Raw genomic sequence first — 15,101 nt, forward strand, 5'->3', positions numbered from 1 at the left:
GCTGGCTCAGGCCGGGCGATGGATCACTCGGGTTTTTTCAGGCGCACGGCGAGCACATCGCAGGGCGCTCCATGCAGGATGTCGTTGGACGTGGAGCCGAGCAGCAAAGCGAGGCCATGGCGCCCATGGCTGCCCACCACCACCAAATCACAGCCCTGCTCCTTGGCCAGCCGGTGCACCTCCTGACGAGGCTGCCCATAGGCCAGGTGGCGTTGTTCGGCGGTTAGCCCAGGATAACGATCGGCAAACGCGGCCAAACGCTCGCGGGCCTGATCGAACTGCTGCTGTTGCAGCATTGAAAGATCCATCGGCACATCCCCGCCGAAAGCCATGGCCATGGGCTCGATGACATGGACCAATGCTAGTTTCGCGCCGCTGGCTGTCGCCAGCGCCTGGGCGCGCGCTACCACCGGGTGACAGTCGTCGTTCAGGTCGGTGGCGACCAGGATATGCTGGTAGATCATGGTGAATCTCCTGAAGTGTCAGTTGCTACAAGTATGGCTTCTAAGCACGCGATGTGGGCTGCGAGGCGTTTTTTTCAGGGTTTATACGGCGTTGGATGCTTAATGGCCAGCGTGCAGCGCATCAGGTGGCTAGCCGCGCCGCCGTTCGCGACTGTTATCATGTCCGCCGTCAATGCCGGTGCTTCCTCCGGCCTGTACAGAGATCGCCATGTTCCTACTTGCCAATGAATATTTGCTCGCCTGGTCCGCCTACGGAATCGCCGCGCTGGGCTGCCTGCTGGTCTGGTTGCGCATCACGCGTCCCCTGTGGCGCTGGTTGCGCGAACCGTTGCGGCTGATCGTTGCCGTGCTGCTGTTGACGCCGACCATCGTCGACCCCGCCAAGGAGCTGTTCGCCCCGGCCGTCGCGATCACCATGCTGGATCTGCTTTTCAAAGTTGGCAGCAATGCCTGGCGTGCCGTGGCTGACCTCGCGCTCTACGGATTGGTCGTATTCGCGATCTACGCAGTATTTGCGGTCATACGCTGGCTGTTCGAACGCCGGGTAAAACAGCAGGGGAGCCAATCGCGCCATGAGGACCCTCGTACCCTGCGCGAGCGACTGGAAGACGATGACGAGGACCTCCGCCCAACGAGCCGCTACCAGGCACGGACCGAACCCAGACTCTGACTCAGCATTCTTCGCCGTAAGGCGCAGCAGGAACTTTCGGGAGATAGCGCATGTGTGAACTGCTCGGCATGAGCGCCAATGTACCGACCGACATCCACTTCAGTTTTACCGGGCTGATGCAGCGCGGCGGCCGTACTGGGCCGCACAAGGACGGCTGGGGTATCGCGTTTTATGAAGGTCGCGGTTTGCGGCTGTTTCAGGATCCGGTGGCGAGCTGCGAGTCGGAAGTGGCGAAGATGGTCCAGCACTATCTGATCAAAAGTCATGTGGTGATCGGCCATATCCGTCACGCCAATGTGGGTAAGATCGCGCTGGTCAATACGCATCCCTTCGTGCGTGAGCTATGGGGCCAGCACTGGTGTTTCGCCCATAACGGGCAGCTAGCAGATTTCAGCCCAGCGCGTGGCTTCTATCAGCCGGTAGGGGATACCGACAGCGAAGCGGCATTTTGCGACCTGCTCAATCAGATACGCGGCGACTTCCCCGAGCGAGTCGCGGCTGAGGATCTGATCCCACATTTGCTCGATGCCTGCGCCGGTTACCGTGCCAAGGGTGTGTTCAACTGCCTGCTCAGTAACGGCGAATGGCTGTTCAGCTTCTGCTCGACCAAGCTGGCGCAGATCACCCGTCGCGCGCCATTTGGCCCGGCTCAGTTGAAAGATGCCGAATTGACGGTGGATTTCAATGCCGAGACGACACCCAACGACGTCGTGACAGTGCTGGCGACCGAGCCGTTAACCGACAACGAACAGTGGGACGTCCATCAATCAGGCGAATGGACGTTGTGGCGGTTGGGCGAGTGCGTCGCGCGCGGGCAGGTGCAATGATGCTGCGAAGCTATCTGCGGCTTACTTTGTTCGCGCTCGGGTTGCTCGTCGGCGTTCAGGTACCAGGCTTCATTGAAGCCTACGCTAATCAGGTAGAGGCGCGTCGCCTTGAGGCCCAGCAAGGCCTGGCAGGGTTTCAGGAAACCGCCGGGAAATTTTTCGAAGGTGACCTCAACGCACTGGTCGAGCATTACCGCGCCAGCGAGGATCCTGTGATCCAGAGCGATGCACGCAGTGTTTCGGCGTTGGTCGAGCGTGCGCGTTTGCTCGACCGCGAATGGCGGATCATGGAGGGGCCTTGGTATGCGCAGGCCTGGCATGTCCTGGTAGGCGCGGACCAGGCGATCAGGCGGCAAGTCTGGAGTGGCTATCGGTTCCAGGTGTTACTGGCGCCTGAGGCTATCGCGTGGGGTCTGAGCTGTGCGCTATTGCTCGCATGGCTCATTGTAAGCCTCTATGTATTACTGCGCCAGGCGCTGTTTCCACAGCGCTATCGACGCCGACGCCGTACGGCTAACCCGCTTCCATCGAAGCGATAGTATTGGTTGCCTGAGTTCGCCCAACACGCGTACTTACACGGTACGCCCACTCCCCTAGGCCGAGCTGAGCGGCAGGCAGGCACAGCGTCAAAGGTATGATCCACAGCAGGTCGGTATCCCTCACAATCAGCCTCACGTTTCGAAGGGTCGTGGGCATTTCGGCAACCTGCAGCAGGACTCCGATAACGCCGAGCCATATCAGCGTAACCTGAGCGAGCTGCCAGCCGCCGAAAATCCCATTGGCAATTCGCAGCCACGGCCGGTGCGCTGGCACCAGCAGGGCGCGTAACCACCACCCTAGCAAGGTCATCGATAACGACATTTTGCACAGGGCAGGAAGAATCCCTCCGTTGCCTAACAAGAATGCATGCGATGGGGCTGTTGCCCAGCTATTGGGGCCAGATTGCAGTGCCGCTATAACCAAACGGAAATCGCTAACTGCGGTGAGCGCTGTAAACCCGGTTACTGCGGCAATCGCCCAACGCTGTTTCATTTACTTGCATCCTTGCAATGGTTAACCGGAAACGGCCTATTTCGACAGGAACTTCATCCCTTCTTCCAGCCCGCTCAAGGTTAACGGATACATGCGGTCTTCAACTAAGTCGCGGACGATTCCGGTCGATGAGGTGTAGCCCCAGGTGTCTTTCGGGTAAGGATTGATCCAGATGAGCTTCTTGTATTTCTCCATGAAGCGCTGCATCCAGACGTAGCCCGCTTCCTCGTTCCAGTGTTCGACACTGCCCCCGGCCTGAGTGATCTCGTAAGGCGCCATGGCCGCGTCGCCGACGAACACCACCTTATAATCAGCGCCGTACTTGTGCAGCAGATCGAGGGTCGAGGTGCGTTCTGAGGTGCGGCGGAAATTGTTTTTCCAGACCGATTCATAAATAAAGTTGTGGAAGTAGAAGTACTCGAGGTGTTTGAACTCCGTCTTGCAGGCAGAGAACAATTCTTCGCAGACCTTTACATGCGCATCCATCGATCCGCCGATGTCGAACAGAATCAGCAGCTTCACCGCATTGCGACGCTCGGGGCGCATCTGGATATTCAGCAGGCCGCCGTCCTTCGCGGTGTGGTCGATGGTGCCGTCCAGGTCCAGTTCGTCCTGAGCACCCTGGCGGGCGAATTTGCGCAAACGGCGCAAAGCCACCTTAATGTTGCGCGTGCCCAGCTCGACCTGATCGTCGAGATTTTTGTATTCGCGCTGATCCCAGACCTTAACCGCCTTGCCCTGACGCTTTCCCGCATCTCCGATGCGGATACCCTCTGGGTTGTAACCGCCGGAGCCGAATGGGCTGGTGCCGCCGGTGCCGATCCACTTGTTGCCTCCGGCATGTTTGCCTTTCTGCTCCTCGAGACGCTTCTTGAACTCCTCGATCAGCTTGTCCAGACCGCCTAGCGACTCGATCTTGGCCCGCTCTTCCTCGCTCAGCGAGCGCTCGAACTCCTTGCGCAGCCACTCTTCCGGAATCAACGCTTCGATGTGTTGATCGAGATTTTCCAGGCCTTTGAAGTAGGCGCCGAAGGCACGATCGAACTTGTCGAAGTGTCGCTCGTCCTTCACCAGAATGGCACGCGACAGATAGTAGAACTCGTCCATGTCAGCGAACACGACGTTGTGTTTCAGCGCATTGATCAGATCGAGCAGTTCGCGCACCGACACCGGAACCTTGGCGGCGCGCATCTCATTGAACAGGCCAAGCAACATGGCAGAACCTCAGGCGTGCCGTCATCGCGGCACCTTGTGTGAATGGTCAGCGGTCTTCGTCGTGCGTCGGGAGTCCGTCGCGGATCTCGTACCAGTCCGCCTTCGAGCTCGCAAAAATGTGTTCCTGGGGCGGGGCGGGCAACGGCGAGTCAAGTGTCCCGGCAGCAATGCCGAGCTCATGCTCGCGGTTGTCGACGAATTGCAGGTTGGAGCCGCAGCGAATGCAGAACGTCCGCGTCACATGGTCGGACGAGTGATAGACACCCAACTGATCCTTGCCGGAGAGAAAGTGAAACGCATCCAGCGGCACGCTCGCATAAGTGGCGAAAGCCGCACCGTGGGCTTTGCGACACATCTTGCAGTGACAATGGGTCAGCTCGTTGATCGCGGCATCGATGCGATAACGAACGACGCCACAGAGGCAACTACCGGTATGCGTTTGCATGGATCTTCCTCCAGTAAGTGAGGCGTCCGGCTCGTGTGAACGCCGTCAGTCAACGGCTGGCGCGGCGACTCATGAATGCCAGGCGTTCAAGTAACTGCACGTCCTGCTCGTTTTTCACCAGGGCGCCAGCCAGCGGCGGGATGGCCTTGGTCGGGTCGCGCTCGCGCAGAACGGCCTCGCCAATGTTGTCGGCCATCAGCAACTTCAGCCAGTCGACCAGTTCGCTGGTGGACGGCTTCTTCTTCAAGCCTGGCACCTTACGTACATCAAAGAACACATCCAGCGCTTCGGCCACCAGGTCCTTCTTGATGTTCGGGTAGTGCACGTCGACGATCCGCTGCAGCGTGTCACGATCTGGGAACGCGATGTAGTGGAAGAAGCAGCGGCGCAGGAAGGCGTCGGGCAATTCCTTCTCGTTGTTCGAGGTAATGATGATGATTGGGCGCTGCTTGGCTTTGATCGTCTCGTTGGTCTCGTAAACGTAGAACTCCATCTTGTCGAGTTCTTGCAGCAGGTCGTTGGGGAACTCGATGTCGGCTTTGTCGATCTCGTCGATCAACAGGATAACGCGCTGCTCGGACTCGAATGCCTCCCACAACTTGCCCTTTTTGATGTAGTTGCGTACATCGTGAACGCGGTCGGAGTCCAGCTGCGAGTCACGCAGGCGGCTCACTGCGTCGTATTCGTACAAGCCCTGATGCGCCTTGGTGGTGGATTTGATGTGCCAGGTGATCAACTGCGCGCCAAATGACTCCGCCAGTTGCTCGGCCAGCATGGTTTTTCCGGTGCCCGGCTCGCCCTTCACCAGAAGCGGGCGCTCCAGTGTGATGGCGGCGTTCACCGCAAGCTTTAGGTCGTCGGTGGCGACGTAGGACTGGGTGCCTTCGAACTTCATCGGAGTTTCCTTGCATCGGGCCTGGCACGCAGGCGCTTACTGTTTAGTTAGACGCCCGACTATAAGTGATGGACGCGCGAGTGTGAACGTGAGCGGATCATTCAGTCACTGAATGGGCAGCCGTTCCGTAGGTGTTCGCGCTTATCCCTCATCGTCGCCAAGCGAGCGCTCGAAACGAGCTGAAAATGCCTCGACAAAGGCGTTGCGGAGAATCGCAACGAAGGCCTGGAGCGGGCTGATATCGGCATTTTTAGTGCTTCCGTTCAGCTCAACGCGCGTAGCGAATTGCTCCTTGCGTTGGTTTTGCAGCACTTCCTCACCGGCTCCAACAACCGCTTCCCAGATGCCACGGAAAAATCCCTTGTCTTCGTTTTCAACGTCCTGCTTGAAATTGAACACCTCGACATTACGCAGCAGTGGCTTGATATAGCCGTCCAGCTGCGCGTCCTTGGCCTCGACTTCTATTACCAGATCGCCGGTACCGCTCGCGAAGTCAAAGCTTCCATAGGCGTTGCTGAAATCATTAAGGTTGGTCAGCTCGACCCCTGTCACACGCAAACTGAACTGGAAGTCTGCCCAGTCCGTATAGGGATCGAACTGTGCGCTGGCTTCCATCGGGGCCTGGTTGAAGAATTGAGCAGTGCCTTCGAAGCGTGCGACGCGACCCTGCTCCTGGTTGGCCGTATTGGTCAGATTGAAGAGGCTAGCATTGATGGCGCTGGCATAGACGTGGACGGGTGGGTCGGCCTGAAAGTTGCGAAACGATATCTGCCCGTTCACAACCTTCAGTTCATTGAGCGTAAAGGGCATCAGCTCATCGAGGCGATCACGCCAATCCACCCCATCCCCCGTTTGCGAGCTTTCCTTTTGCTCACCGTCGACGAAGTTCAGGTGCGGCTGTTCCAGAATGATTTCCCCGACCAGCGCTTGATCCCTCCAAAGCGCTTTCCAGCTAACGCCGATATCGACAGCGGCGGTGGTGAGCAGCGGCGCCTGGACCTGTTCGTTCTTTTTCTCTATTACCAGATCGTTCAGTCGATAAGCGCCACGCCACCAGGCAAGGTCGACGTCTTCGATGTGGCCGCGATAGTCACCCATGTCGGCGAGCTTGCCGTTCAGGTAGTTGAGGACGACGTAGGGCAGCGCCAAATGGACAGCCAGCAACAGAAGTGCAAGCGACAGCAATGTCCACAGCAGGGGGCGGTAACGTATCTTCATCGGAGGCCTGGTCGGGTGGGCGGCTCTGCTTCTGAATTGACCGTGCCCAAAGACCCTGAGTTCGGCTGGACGACTCCGTTGACTGCGCTTAGGCTCATCAGTCTGGTTTTTTCATCGCAGGGACACCGTCATGAGCCGCATCTTCGCTGACAACGCGCAAACCATCGGCAACACGCCACTGGTTATGATCAATCGGCTGGGGCCCAAAGGCGTCAGCATCATGGCCAAGATCGAAGGTCGTAATCCCGCCTATTCAGTCAAGTGCCGGATCGGCGCCGCAATGATCTGGGACGCGGAGGAAAGCGGGCAATTGAAGCCGGGCATGACGCTGGTCGAGCCGACCTCGGGCAATACGGGCATTGGCCTGGCTTTCGTCGCAGCGGCGCGGGGCTACAAGCTGATGTTGACCATGCCTGCGTCGATGAGCCTGGAGCGGCGCAAGGTACTGAAAGCGCTCGGTGCTGAACTGGTTCTCACCGAACCCGCAAAAGGTATGAAGGGGGCCATCGAGAAGGCCGCTGAGATTGCTGCTTCAGCGCCAGATACCTATTTCATGCCGCAACAGTTCGAGAACCCGTCGAACCCCGCCATTCACGAAAAAACCACCGGGCCGGAAATCTGGAACGACACCGAAGGCACCATTGATGTGCTGGTGGCGGGTGTGGGAACGGGCGGGACCATCACGGGTGTATCGCGCTATATCAAAAACACGAAGGGCAAGCAGATTCTGAGCGTCGCGGTGGAACCGGTCAGCTCGCCTGTGATCAGTCAGACACTGGCGGGTGAAGAGGTAAAGCCTAGCCCTCACAAGATTCAGGGCATCGGCGCCGGCTTCGTGCCGAAGAATCTGGACTTGTCGATCGTCGATCAGGTCGAGCGTGTCGATGATGATGAGGCGAAAGCGATGGCGCTGCGCCTGATGCGTGAGGAAGGCATCCTGTGCGGTATCTCCTGCGGTGCGGCGATGGCTGCGGCGGTACGCCTGGCCGAGAAGCCGGAGATGCAAGGCAAGAACATCGTGGTGATCCTGCCTGACTCGGGTGAGCGTTACCTCTCGTCCATGTTGTTTTCCGACATGTTCGGCGAGCAGGAGCTGCAGCAATAATCGACGCTACGCGGGCTATATCTACAGTCCCGCCGCAGTTGATGTGATCAACGATAACGAGTGCCGATTTCGCCTCGCCGCGGTGGGTCCTTCGCGCCACCTCGGCGTACAGCGCCGGTGCCAAGCGCCGGCGCGATGATGCCCAGGAAAAGAAAGTTGGCGCTCTAGACAGTCCAAGGCTGAGGAGGCGCTGCCTGTCGAAAAGTCTTAGTAGTGCTCCGGCGGGCAGTCGTCAGTGTTGGTGAGGCGTGCCTGGCACTCGGCTCGCGCCTTCAAACACCCGTTGAGCTGACTGGCTTTCATTGAACGGGGTCCGTGGATAAGCTCGACGTTTTCATACAGCGGGAAAATGATATGGCGCAGCATTCGCCGGACCTCAAGATCGCCCAGCAGATCCTTCTGGGGTTCGATGATTACCGCGAACATTTCAGGCTGATCACCGAGGGCGCCAGGGCGCGCTTCGAGCAAGCCCAGTGGCAGGATGCGCAGCGTGCATCGGCAGCGCGTATCAACCTGTACGAAGAAAAGGTCAGCGAAACCGCGGCGGCTTTGCGCTCGGCTATTGAGCCGCAGGTCCTACTCGACGTAAATCGTTGGCCGCAGATCAAGGGCGAGTACATTGGCCTGATCAATCCGCGCTTTGATGATGAGCTTTCGGAGACTTGGTACAACTCGATCTTCTGTACCTTGTTCAGTCATGACTGCATCAATGACAGCACCATGTTCATCCACACAACGCGGCCAGCTAACCGTGCCCAGCGGATGGCTCAGACGCGGCGCTATCAACCCAGCGGTGATCTGCATGGCGTGCTTGAGCAGATCCTCAGCGATTTTGCGTTCGACGTGCCGTACGGCGATCGGGTGGGAGATTTGCAGCGACTCGAGGCGCAGCTGCAGGTGTCCTTGCCAGACTGGGTGTGCAAGGATCCCGAGCTCGTCGTCGAGCTGTTCACCTCCGTGCTGTATCGCAACAAGGGCGCCTATCTGGTCGGGCGCATATTTACCTGTGATGAGCAATGGCCGCTGGTTATCCCGCTGTTGCACCGGGAAGGCGACGGATTGGTTGCCGATACCCTGATTGCGGATGAAGCGGAAGTGTCGATCATTTTCTCGTTCACCCGTTCGTACTTCATGGTGGAGGTCCCGATCCCGGCGGAGTTCATCGGATTTCTCAAGCGGATCATGCCTGGCAAGCACATCGCCGAACTCTATACCTCGATAGGCTTCTACAAGCACGGCAAGTCGGAATTCTATCGCGCGCTGATCAACCACCTGGCAACCACTGACGACCGCTTCATCATGGCGCCGGGCGTGCGCGGGATGGTCATGAGCGTATTCACGCTGCCAGGCTTCAACACCGTGTTCAAGATCATCAAGGATCGTTTTTCCCATACCAAGAACGTCAACCGCGCGACCGTCGTAGAGAAGTACCGATTGGTCAAAAGCGTCGACCGGGTAGGGCGCATGGCCGATACACAGGAGTTCGCTGATTTTCGCTTTCCCAAGGACAAATTCGAGCCGGAGTGCCTGTCTGAATTACTGGAAGTTGCGCCCTCTACGGTAGAGGTTCAGGGCGATACGGTTCTGGTGCGACACTGCTGGACCGAGCGGAGGATGACTCCATTGAATCTGTACGTGGAGCATGCAAGCGAGCAGCAGGTTCATGAAGCGCTGGAAGATTACGGGATGGCCATCAAGCAACTTGCTGCCGCCAACATCTTCCCTGGGGACATGTTGTTGAAAAACTTCGGAGTGACCCGCCATGGCCGCGTTGTGTTCTACGATTACGATGAGATCTGCTTTCTCACCGAGGTTAATTTCCGCTACATACCGGAGCCCCGATACCCTGAAGACGAAATGGCCTCCGAGCCGTGGTATTCCGTTGGGCCCAACGATGTATTCCCCGAGGAGTTTCCTCGTTTTCTGTTTGCAGATATCCAGCAGCGCCGGCTGTTTGCAAAACTGCACGGAGAACTCTACGACGCCAACTATTGGAAGGGCTTGCAGCAGGCGATCAGCGCCGGAAAGGTGATCGACGTCTTTCCCTATCGTCGCAAGGAGCAGACTGCCCGCTAGTCGCGCAAAGCGAACACTTCTAGCTGGTGTGGGTCGCTATCTATAAGACCGGACGAACGGCACGGCTACTGCACACTCTGCAACACCTGCCCGCGGGCGATGTTGCGATTGTTAGGTTATGCTGATCTGAAAGTCCCACGGCTCCACCAAGACCCGTATCAAGCAGGAGGGGTTAGACCATGAAAGCATGGCTCAATAATGTGTGCTGGAAGTTGGCAGTGGCGCTTGGGTTAATCGAACCGCCTCGTCTGCAGCCTATCCCTGTGCGTGCGCAGCGAGACGGGGTAGCAGCTAGACGTCGCTAGCTCCGGGGAGCCGGGCGCGATGCTAGCGCCCAGGCATTGCAGGCCCCCCTTTCTCGACCGCGCGCTTATAGGCGGGCCGCTCTCGTATCCGCTGCAGGAATGCAGTCAAGTTCGGGCGACTGGCGTCCAGGCCAGCCCGAGATTGGGCGGCCTCCAAGGGAAAGCTCATCTGAATATCCGCCAGACTGAAAGTCTCTCCTGCGAACCACTCGGTTCTGGAGAGCTCGTTTTCCATATAGTCCAGATGCAGTTTTAGCTGCGGGCCGATGAACGCCTGGTTAGCGCCTTTGGCAATCGCCCGCGCTACGGGCCGGATGAAGAATGGCATCGGCCCGTTGGCGACACGATCAAACACCAGCCGCAGCAGCAATGGCGGCATCGCTGAGCCTTCCGCGTAATGCATCCAATAGCGATAACGAGGGTATTCCGGCGTTCCGGCCGCCGGCGCTAGCCGACCTTCGCCGTAGCGGTCCACCAAATATTCAAGAATGGCTGCGGACTCCGCTAGCGTCAGGTCGCCGTCGGTAATAACAGGGGATTTGCCCAGCGGGTGTACTTGTTTCAGTTCGGGCGGTGCCAGCATAGTCTGTGGGTCCCGAGTGTAACGCTTGATTTCGTAGGGCAGCTGCAACTCCTCCAGTAGCCACAGCACACGTTGCGAGCGGGAGTGTTCCAAATGGTGGAGCGTGATCATTGGTGATTGCCTTCTTGGTCTCGGTCGGTGAGACCAGCATAGCCTGCCGTTGCGCGCGATATGGCAGACTTGGCCAATCGCAGGAGAAGTCATGCCCCGTCCGCAATGTCCCCGTTGTCAGCGTCCGTCCAGCCACTGCCTGTGCTCGCTGATTCCTTCACTCGATAGTTCCACGCTTGTGTTGATCCTGCAGCACCCTAGTGAAACCGCGCATGCGCTCAACACCGCCCGATTGGCGGCCTTGGGGTTGGTCAATGCGCAGTTGCGGGTGGGAGAAGCTGTGAAGCTTCCGGCGGATGAGCGCAACAACTATCTCTTGTTCCCTGGGGGCGATGCCATTCCGCTGGAACGCCTGGCAGGCAGTGAGCGCCCGTTGCGATTGATCGTTCCGGACGGCACCTGGCGGAAGGCGCGCAGGCTGTTGCATCTTAATCCAGAGCTGGCGGCCTTGCCTCGCGTCTCGCTGCCAGCGGGGCTCGGTTCACGCTATCGGTTACGAAAGGCACCAGCGCCAGGTGCGCTTTCAACGATCGAGGCGATCGTCACAGCGCTGAACATGCTGGAGGGCGAGGGACGGTTCGATCAGTTGCTTCGGCCCTTTGAAGCCTTGATCGACGCTCAGATAGCTGCAATGGGAGTTGAAACCTACCAGCGCAACCATGGCGATGACGGCTAAAAGCGACTTAGCGGGCGGCCAGGGTTTTCATGCGAAGGATATAGATACTGACCAGTGTCGCGCTGGTCAGCATGCCGATACGCGCCCAGAACATCGGGACCAGCCAGCAGGAAATACCAATGCTTAGCCACATGGTCGCGATGGCGTAGACCTTGCCTTTCAGCGGGATGCCGTTGCCTTCCAGGTAATCGCGAAACCAGGGGCCGAGCCGCGGGTGTGTCACCAGCCAGTCATAGAAGCGGCGAGAACTACGGACGAAGCAAGCGGCAGCGAGAAGCAGAAAGGGCGTGGTTGGCAGGACTGGCAAAAAGATGCCGATGATGCCGAGGATGACGCTTAGCCAACCGATCACCAGTAGCACATAGCGCGCTACTGGGTTGCGATACGTCGGGATATCGCGGTGAGCCAAGGGAGCTGTCCGAGGTCAGTGCTTGCGCGGCTTGAGAAGCGCGGGCTTCTCTTCGGGTGCGTGGCAGATCAGATACAGCGCCGTGAGGATTTCTGGTATCTGCGCGACCATCTCTGCTACCAGGTCGTGGTCCGTGGCGATATCACTGAATTCGGGTTGCTCGTCAAACAGGCCTGAACCCACCATGATTGGCAGAAGCAGCTCACTGACCTCTTCCTCGGAATCTTCGAACCACACCGACTCGCGCATGAACACGCCTTCCATGAAGCCGATGCACCAGCCGCGCAGATCGGATTCATCAGGCTCGTCGCCCATGTCGAGTTCGCAGGGAAGTTCCATGTCTTCATCACTGGCCAGCTGCCGAGCGATGTGTGCCTTGAGCTGGATCAGCGTCGCCTCTATGGCTTCGCGTTCGGTGTCGTCCGCGTATTTTGGTGGCTCGGCAAACAGCGCATCGATCCACTCGCGCTCGGACACTTGCTCCGAACAGATGCACAGGGCAGTCAGATAGCCATGGGCGGCGATGTAATCGAGCGCTTCTTCATGCAGATCATCTGCATCCAGAAACACTTGCAGGCGGGCGAGTTGCTCGGCGAAGGACATCGATGGCTACCTTGGAGAGAAAACAGCGATGATTCTAGACGAGCTGCAGGCCTCCGGCTACCGCACGCTTTGGCGTCGCGGTGGCTGAGGTCGTTTCCAGCCTCTGTTGCTTCGACTGATAGAAAAAAACGCGCGGAGTTCCGCTGGGCAATGCATGACACTTCCGACTATCGCGCTGGGGAAGTGTTCGGCCTGACCCGGGCGGCCGTGTCGCGTATACTCGCGCGTCTTGTTTCGGAGACCGGCATGCTCGATCAGGCACAGCGCATTCTCAAAGATGTATTCGGCTACGACGCATTTCGTGGCAACCAGGGTGCGATCATCCAGCGTGTGGCCGACGGCGGCGATGCGCTGGTGCTGATGCCAACAGGCGGCGGCAAGTCGCTTTGTTATCAGGTGCCGGCATTGCTTCGCGACGGCCTGGCTGTGGTGGTGTCGCCGCTGATTGCGTTGATGGATGATCAGGTGGCCACGCTTGAAGAGCTGGGTGTTGCGGCGGCTGCGCTCAACTCGACCCTGACGGCCGAACAGCAGCGCGATATCGCCGACCGGTTACGTCGAAGCGAAATCAAAATGCTCTATCTGGCGCCGGAGCGTCTGGTTCAGCCTCGCATGCTGGCGTTCCTGCAGCGCTTACAGATCGGTCTGTTCGCCATCGACGAGGCGCACTGCGTGTCGCAGTGGGGACACGATTTTCGTCCCGAGTATCTGCAACTCGGTCAGCTGGCTGAGTTTTTCCCCAATGTCCCACGCCTCGCGCTGACTGCCACGGCTGACAAGCGCACGCGGGAGGAAATCGTCCAGCGCTTGCATCTGGGGAACGCCGAGCGATTCCTGTCGAGTTTTGATCGGCCAAACATTTTCTATCGCATCGTGCCTAAGGAGCAGCCGCGCAAGCAGCTGATGGCATTCCTGGCTGAGCGGCGCGGCGACGCCGGCATCATTTATTGCATGTCGCGCAAGAAGGTCGATGACATTGCCGCCTTCCTAACCGAGCAGGGTTTTCCGGCATTGCCGTACCACGCCGGCTTGCCGAATGATCTACGGGCCTTTCACCAGAAGCGCTTTCTCAATGAGGAAGGCCTGATCATGGTGGCAACCATTGCGTTCGGCATGGGCATCGATAAGCCCAATGTGCGCTTCGTCGCGCACCTGGACCTGCCGAAGTCGCTAGAAGCCTACTATCAGGAAACCGGCCGCGCAGGTCGAGATGGTTTGCCTGCCGATGCCTGGATGGCGTACGGGCTGCAAGATGTGATTTTCCTCAAGCAGATGCTCAACAACTCCGACGGTGACGAGCGACATAAGCGTATCGAGCAACACAAGCTCGACGCGATGCTTTCGCTATGTGAAGAAACTCGCTGTCGTCGCCAGGTGTTACTGGCCTATTTCGATGAGCAGATGCCGGAGCCTTGCGGCCATTGCGACAATTGTGTCGACGGCGTGCAGACCTGGGATGCCACCGAGCCGGCACGGCAAGCCCTGTCGGCGATCTACCGCAGCGGCCAGCGCTACGGTGTGGGCCATCTGGTCGACGTCCTACTAGGTCGGGACAACGACAAGATCCGCAGTCTCGGTCATCAACACCTGTCCGTTTTCGGCGTAGGCAAGGCGCTGGCCGAAGGGGAGTGGCGTTCGCTGTTTCGCCAGCTGGTCGCCCGTGGGCTGGCTGACGTCGATCTTGAAGGTTTCGGTGGCCTTCGACTCAGCGACAATTGCCGCAGCTTGCTCAGAGGTGAGGTTACCCTTGAGTTGCGTCGAGAGCTGACGACCAAGGCGCCAAAGTCGGCTGCCAGCGCGGCAAGTCAGTTGGTGCGCAGCGAGGAGCGCGAGACCTGGGAAGCGCTGCGGGCACTGCGGCGCAAATTGGCCGAGGAGCACGGTGTGCCACCTTATGTCATCTTCCCGGACGCGACGCTGCTTGAGATGCTTCGCAGCCAGCCCGGCACGCTCAGCGATATGGCGCGCATCAGCGGCGTGGGCGCACGCAAGCTGGAGCGTTATGGCGAAGCCTTTCTCGAAGTCCTGCAGGGTACGGCGCCGGTGGCCAAGTCGCCTGCAGATGTTCGTCATGAGCTGATCACGCTGGCACGTGCCGGAATGACCCCTGCTCAGATCGCACGGCAACTCGATTGCAGCGAAAAAAACGTCTACGCCATGCTTGCAGAAGCCATTGGCCAACAGCAGTTGAGCCTTGAGCAGGCGCTGGACCTTCCAGAAGAGCTGCTCGGTGAGATTCAGGAGGCATTCCTGGACGGTGAAGGGGAGTTGCCTCCGGTTGCTGCGGTCGCCGAGCAGTTCGCTGGTCGCGTCCCGGAAGCGGTGCTGTTCTGCGTACGTGCCTCGCTGCAAGCGGAGTTCGAGCTCTAGCGTTCTACCGGTGCAGTGCGGCGTATTGCCGCTGCGCTTGTTTGGCGTAGCGGCTAGCGCGGGGCGCCGCAACACAGGGTTACGTACGCGAGCCAAT

General features: G+C 58.8%; 17 protein-coding genes. 8 read left to right on the plus strand and 9 right to left on the minus strand.

Annotated elements, in window-relative coordinates; genetic code table 11:
* Positions 1–23 precede the first annotated feature (23 nt).
* Positions 24–464 carry a universal stress protein gene (locus AAGW23_RS11855; protein WP_342406684.1) on the minus strand — a complete coding sequence of 147 codons (441 nt, stop codon included), beginning with the start codon at positions 462–464 and terminating at the stop codon, positions 24–26.
* A 208-nt stretch (positions 465–672) separates the two neighbouring features.
* Between AAGW23_RS11855 and AAGW23_RS11860 the strand changes: the two genes are divergently transcribed.
* From AAGW23_RS11860 to AAGW23_RS11870, 3 genes are read left to right on the plus strand one after another with little or no spacing between them, the layout of a single operon-like run.
* Positions 673–1,134, plus strand: coding sequence for an MFS transporter (locus AAGW23_RS11860; RefSeq protein ID WP_342406685.1), 462 nt, complete (start codon positions 673–675; stop codon positions 1,132–1,134).
* A 50-nt stretch (positions 1,135–1,184) separates the two neighbouring features.
* Positions 1,185–1,961 carry a class II glutamine amidotransferase gene (locus AAGW23_RS11865; protein ID WP_342406686.1) on the plus strand — a complete coding sequence of 259 codons (777 nt, stop codon included), beginning with the start codon at positions 1,185–1,187 and terminating at the stop codon, positions 1,959–1,961.
* On the plus strand, positions 1,961–2,500 hold the full coding sequence (locus AAGW23_RS11870) for a DUF2937 family protein (protein ID WP_342406687.1): 540 nt from the start codon (positions 1,961–1,963) through the stop codon (positions 2,498–2,500). Before AAGW23_RS11865 ends, AAGW23_RS11870 begins: the two co-directional genes overlap by 1 nt.
* Here the strand turns inward: AAGW23_RS11870 and AAGW23_RS11875 are convergent.
* The 5 genes from AAGW23_RS11875 to AAGW23_RS11895 form a co-directional block, all read right to left on the minus strand.
* Positions 2,475–2,993 carry a hypothetical protein gene (locus AAGW23_RS11875; RefSeq protein WP_342406688.1) on the minus strand — a complete coding sequence of 173 codons (519 nt, stop codon included), beginning with the start codon at positions 2,991–2,993 and terminating at the stop codon, positions 2,475–2,477. The two genes, AAGW23_RS11870 and AAGW23_RS11875, sit on opposite strands and share 26 nt — an antisense overlap.
* A gap of 36 nt (positions 2,994–3,029) precedes the next feature.
* Positions 3,030–4,208 (minus strand): VWA domain-containing protein, encoded by a 1,179-nt coding sequence (locus AAGW23_RS11880; protein WP_342406689.1) that lies wholly within the window; start codon positions 4,206–4,208, stop codon positions 3,030–3,032.
* 46 nt (positions 4,209–4,254) lie between these two features.
* Positions 4,255–4,653: a GFA family protein gene (locus tag AAGW23_RS11885; protein WP_342406690.1), complete on the minus strand. Its 399-nt coding sequence runs from the start codon at positions 4,651–4,653 to the stop codon at positions 4,255–4,257.
* A 49-nt stretch (positions 4,654–4,702) separates the two neighbouring features.
* The gene (locus AAGW23_RS11890) at positions 4,703–5,548 is read right to left on the minus strand and encodes an AAA family ATPase (RefSeq protein WP_019341637.1); all 846 of its coding nucleotides are present in this window, start codon (positions 5,546–5,548) and stop codon (positions 4,703–4,705) included.
* Positions 5,549–5,689: 141 nt separating this feature from the next.
* Positions 5,690–6,766, minus strand: a complete 1,077-nt coding sequence (locus tag AAGW23_RS11895; protein ID WP_342406691.1) for a DUF748 domain-containing protein — start codon at positions 6,764–6,766, stop codon at positions 5,690–5,692.
* 130 nt (positions 6,767–6,896) lie between these two features.
* On the opposite strand from AAGW23_RS11895, the gene cysK reads away from it, so the two are divergent.
* The 3 genes from cysK to AAGW23_RS11910 all read left to right on the plus strand — a co-directional run bounded on the left by cysK (position 6,897) and on the right by AAGW23_RS11910 (position 10,252).
* Positions 6,897–7,871, plus strand: a complete 975-nt coding sequence (gene cysK / locus AAGW23_RS11900) for a cysteine synthase A (protein WP_342406692.1) — start codon at positions 6,897–6,899, stop codon at positions 7,869–7,871.
* 354 nt (positions 7,872–8,225) lie between these two features.
* Positions 8,226–9,947, plus strand: coding sequence for a bifunctional isocitrate dehydrogenase kinase/phosphatase (gene aceK, locus AAGW23_RS11905; protein WP_342406693.1), 1,722 nt, complete (start codon positions 8,226–8,228; stop codon positions 9,945–9,947).
* 179 nt (positions 9,948–10,126) lie between these two features.
* A complete protein-coding gene (locus AAGW23_RS11910) occupies positions 10,127–10,252 on the plus strand; it encodes a PA1414 family protein (protein ID WP_342406694.1) in 126 nt (41 codons plus the stop codon).
* A gap of 22 nt (positions 10,253–10,274) precedes the next feature.
* On the opposite strand, the gene AAGW23_RS11915 is transcribed toward AAGW23_RS11910, so the two are convergent.
* The gene (locus AAGW23_RS11915) at positions 10,275–10,946 is read right to left on the minus strand and encodes a glutathione S-transferase (RefSeq protein ID WP_342406695.1); all 672 of its coding nucleotides are present in this window, start codon (positions 10,944–10,946) and stop codon (positions 10,275–10,277) included.
* A gap of 91 nt (positions 10,947–11,037) precedes the next feature.
* Between AAGW23_RS11915 and AAGW23_RS11920 the strand changes: the two genes are divergently transcribed.
* On the plus strand, positions 11,038–11,622 hold the full coding sequence (locus tag AAGW23_RS11920; protein ID WP_342406696.1) for a tRNA-uridine aminocarboxypropyltransferase: 585 nt from the start codon (positions 11,038–11,040) through the stop codon (positions 11,620–11,622).
* A 7-nt stretch (positions 11,623–11,629) separates the two neighbouring features.
* Here the strand turns inward: AAGW23_RS11920 and AAGW23_RS11925 are convergent, their stop codons facing one another.
* Both AAGW23_RS11925 and AAGW23_RS11930 read right to left on the minus strand, forming a co-directional pair.
* The gene (locus tag AAGW23_RS11925) at positions 11,630–12,031 is read right to left on the minus strand and encodes a YbaN family protein (protein ID WP_342406697.1); all 402 of its coding nucleotides are present in this window, start codon (positions 12,029–12,031) and stop codon (positions 11,630–11,632) included.
* A gap of 15 nt (positions 12,032–12,046) precedes the next feature.
* On the minus strand, positions 12,047–12,634 hold the full coding sequence (locus AAGW23_RS11930) for a YecA family protein (RefSeq protein WP_342406698.1): 588 nt from the start codon (positions 12,632–12,634) through the stop codon (positions 12,047–12,049).
* A gap of 246 nt (positions 12,635–12,880) precedes the next feature.
* On the opposite strand from AAGW23_RS11930, the gene recQ reads away from it, so the two are divergent.
* Positions 12,881–15,004: a DNA helicase RecQ gene (recQ, locus tag AAGW23_RS11935; RefSeq protein ID WP_342406744.1), complete on the plus strand. Its 2,124-nt coding sequence runs from the start codon at positions 12,881–12,883 to the stop codon at positions 15,002–15,004.
* The last annotated feature ends 97 nt before the right edge of the window (positions 15,005–15,101 follow it).

Source organism: Stutzerimonas chloritidismutans (assembly GCF_038562055.1).
In the GTDB taxonomy this organism is placed as follows: domain Bacteria; phylum Pseudomonadota; class Gammaproteobacteria; order Pseudomonadales; family Pseudomonadaceae; genus Stutzerimonas; species Stutzerimonas chloritidismutans_A.

Coding starts and splice junctions, on each gene's coding strand:
- AAGW23_RS11855 (WP_342406684.1), bottom strand. CDS start 464: ATGATCTACCAGCATATCCTGGTCGCCACCGACCTGAACGACGACTGT.
- AAGW23_RS11860 (WP_342406685.1), top strand. CDS start 673: ATGTTCCTACTTGCCAATGAATATTTGCTCGCCTGGTCCGCCTACGGA.
- AAGW23_RS11865 (WP_342406686.1), top strand. CDS start 1,185: ATGTGTGAACTGCTCGGCATGAGCGCCAATGTACCGACCGACATCCAC.
- AAGW23_RS11870 (WP_342406687.1), top strand. CDS start 1,961: ATGCTGCGAAGCTATCTGCGGCTTACTTTGTTCGCGCTCGGGTTGCTC.
- AAGW23_RS11875 (WP_342406688.1), bottom strand. CDS start 2,993: ATGAAACAGCGTTGGGCGATTGCCGCAGTAACCGGGTTTACAGCGCTC.
- AAGW23_RS11880 (WP_342406689.1), bottom strand. CDS start 4,208: ATGTTGCTTGGCCTGTTCAATGAGATGCGCGCCGCCAAGGTTCCGGTG.
- AAGW23_RS11885 (WP_342406690.1), bottom strand. CDS start 4,653: ATGCAAACGCATACCGGTAGTTGCCTCTGTGGCGTCGTTCGTTATCGC.
- AAGW23_RS11890 (WP_019341637.1), bottom strand. CDS start 5,548: ATGAAGTTCGAAGGCACCCAGTCCTACGTCGCCACCGACGACCTAAAG.
- AAGW23_RS11895 (WP_342406691.1), bottom strand. CDS start 6,766: ATGAAGATACGTTACCGCCCCCTGCTGTGGACATTGCTGTCGCTTGCA.
- cysK (WP_342406692.1), top strand. CDS start 6,897: ATGAGCCGCATCTTCGCTGACAACGCGCAAACCATCGGCAACACGCCA.
- aceK (WP_342406693.1), top strand. CDS start 8,226: ATGGCGCAGCATTCGCCGGACCTCAAGATCGCCCAGCAGATCCTTCTG.
- AAGW23_RS11910 (WP_342406694.1), top strand. CDS start 10,127: ATGAAAGCATGGCTCAATAATGTGTGCTGGAAGTTGGCAGTGGCGCTT.
- AAGW23_RS11915 (WP_342406695.1), bottom strand. CDS start 10,946: ATGATCACGCTCCACCATTTGGAACACTCCCGCTCGCAACGTGTGCTG.
- AAGW23_RS11920 (WP_342406696.1), top strand. CDS start 11,038: ATGCCCCGTCCGCAATGTCCCCGTTGTCAGCGTCCGTCCAGCCACTGC.
- AAGW23_RS11930 (WP_342406698.1), bottom strand. CDS start 12,634: ATGTCCTTCGCCGAGCAACTCGCCCGCCTGCAAGTGTTTCTGGATGCA.
- recQ (WP_342406744.1), top strand. CDS start 12,881: ATGCTCGATCAGGCACAGCGCATTCTCAAAGATGTATTCGGCTACGAC.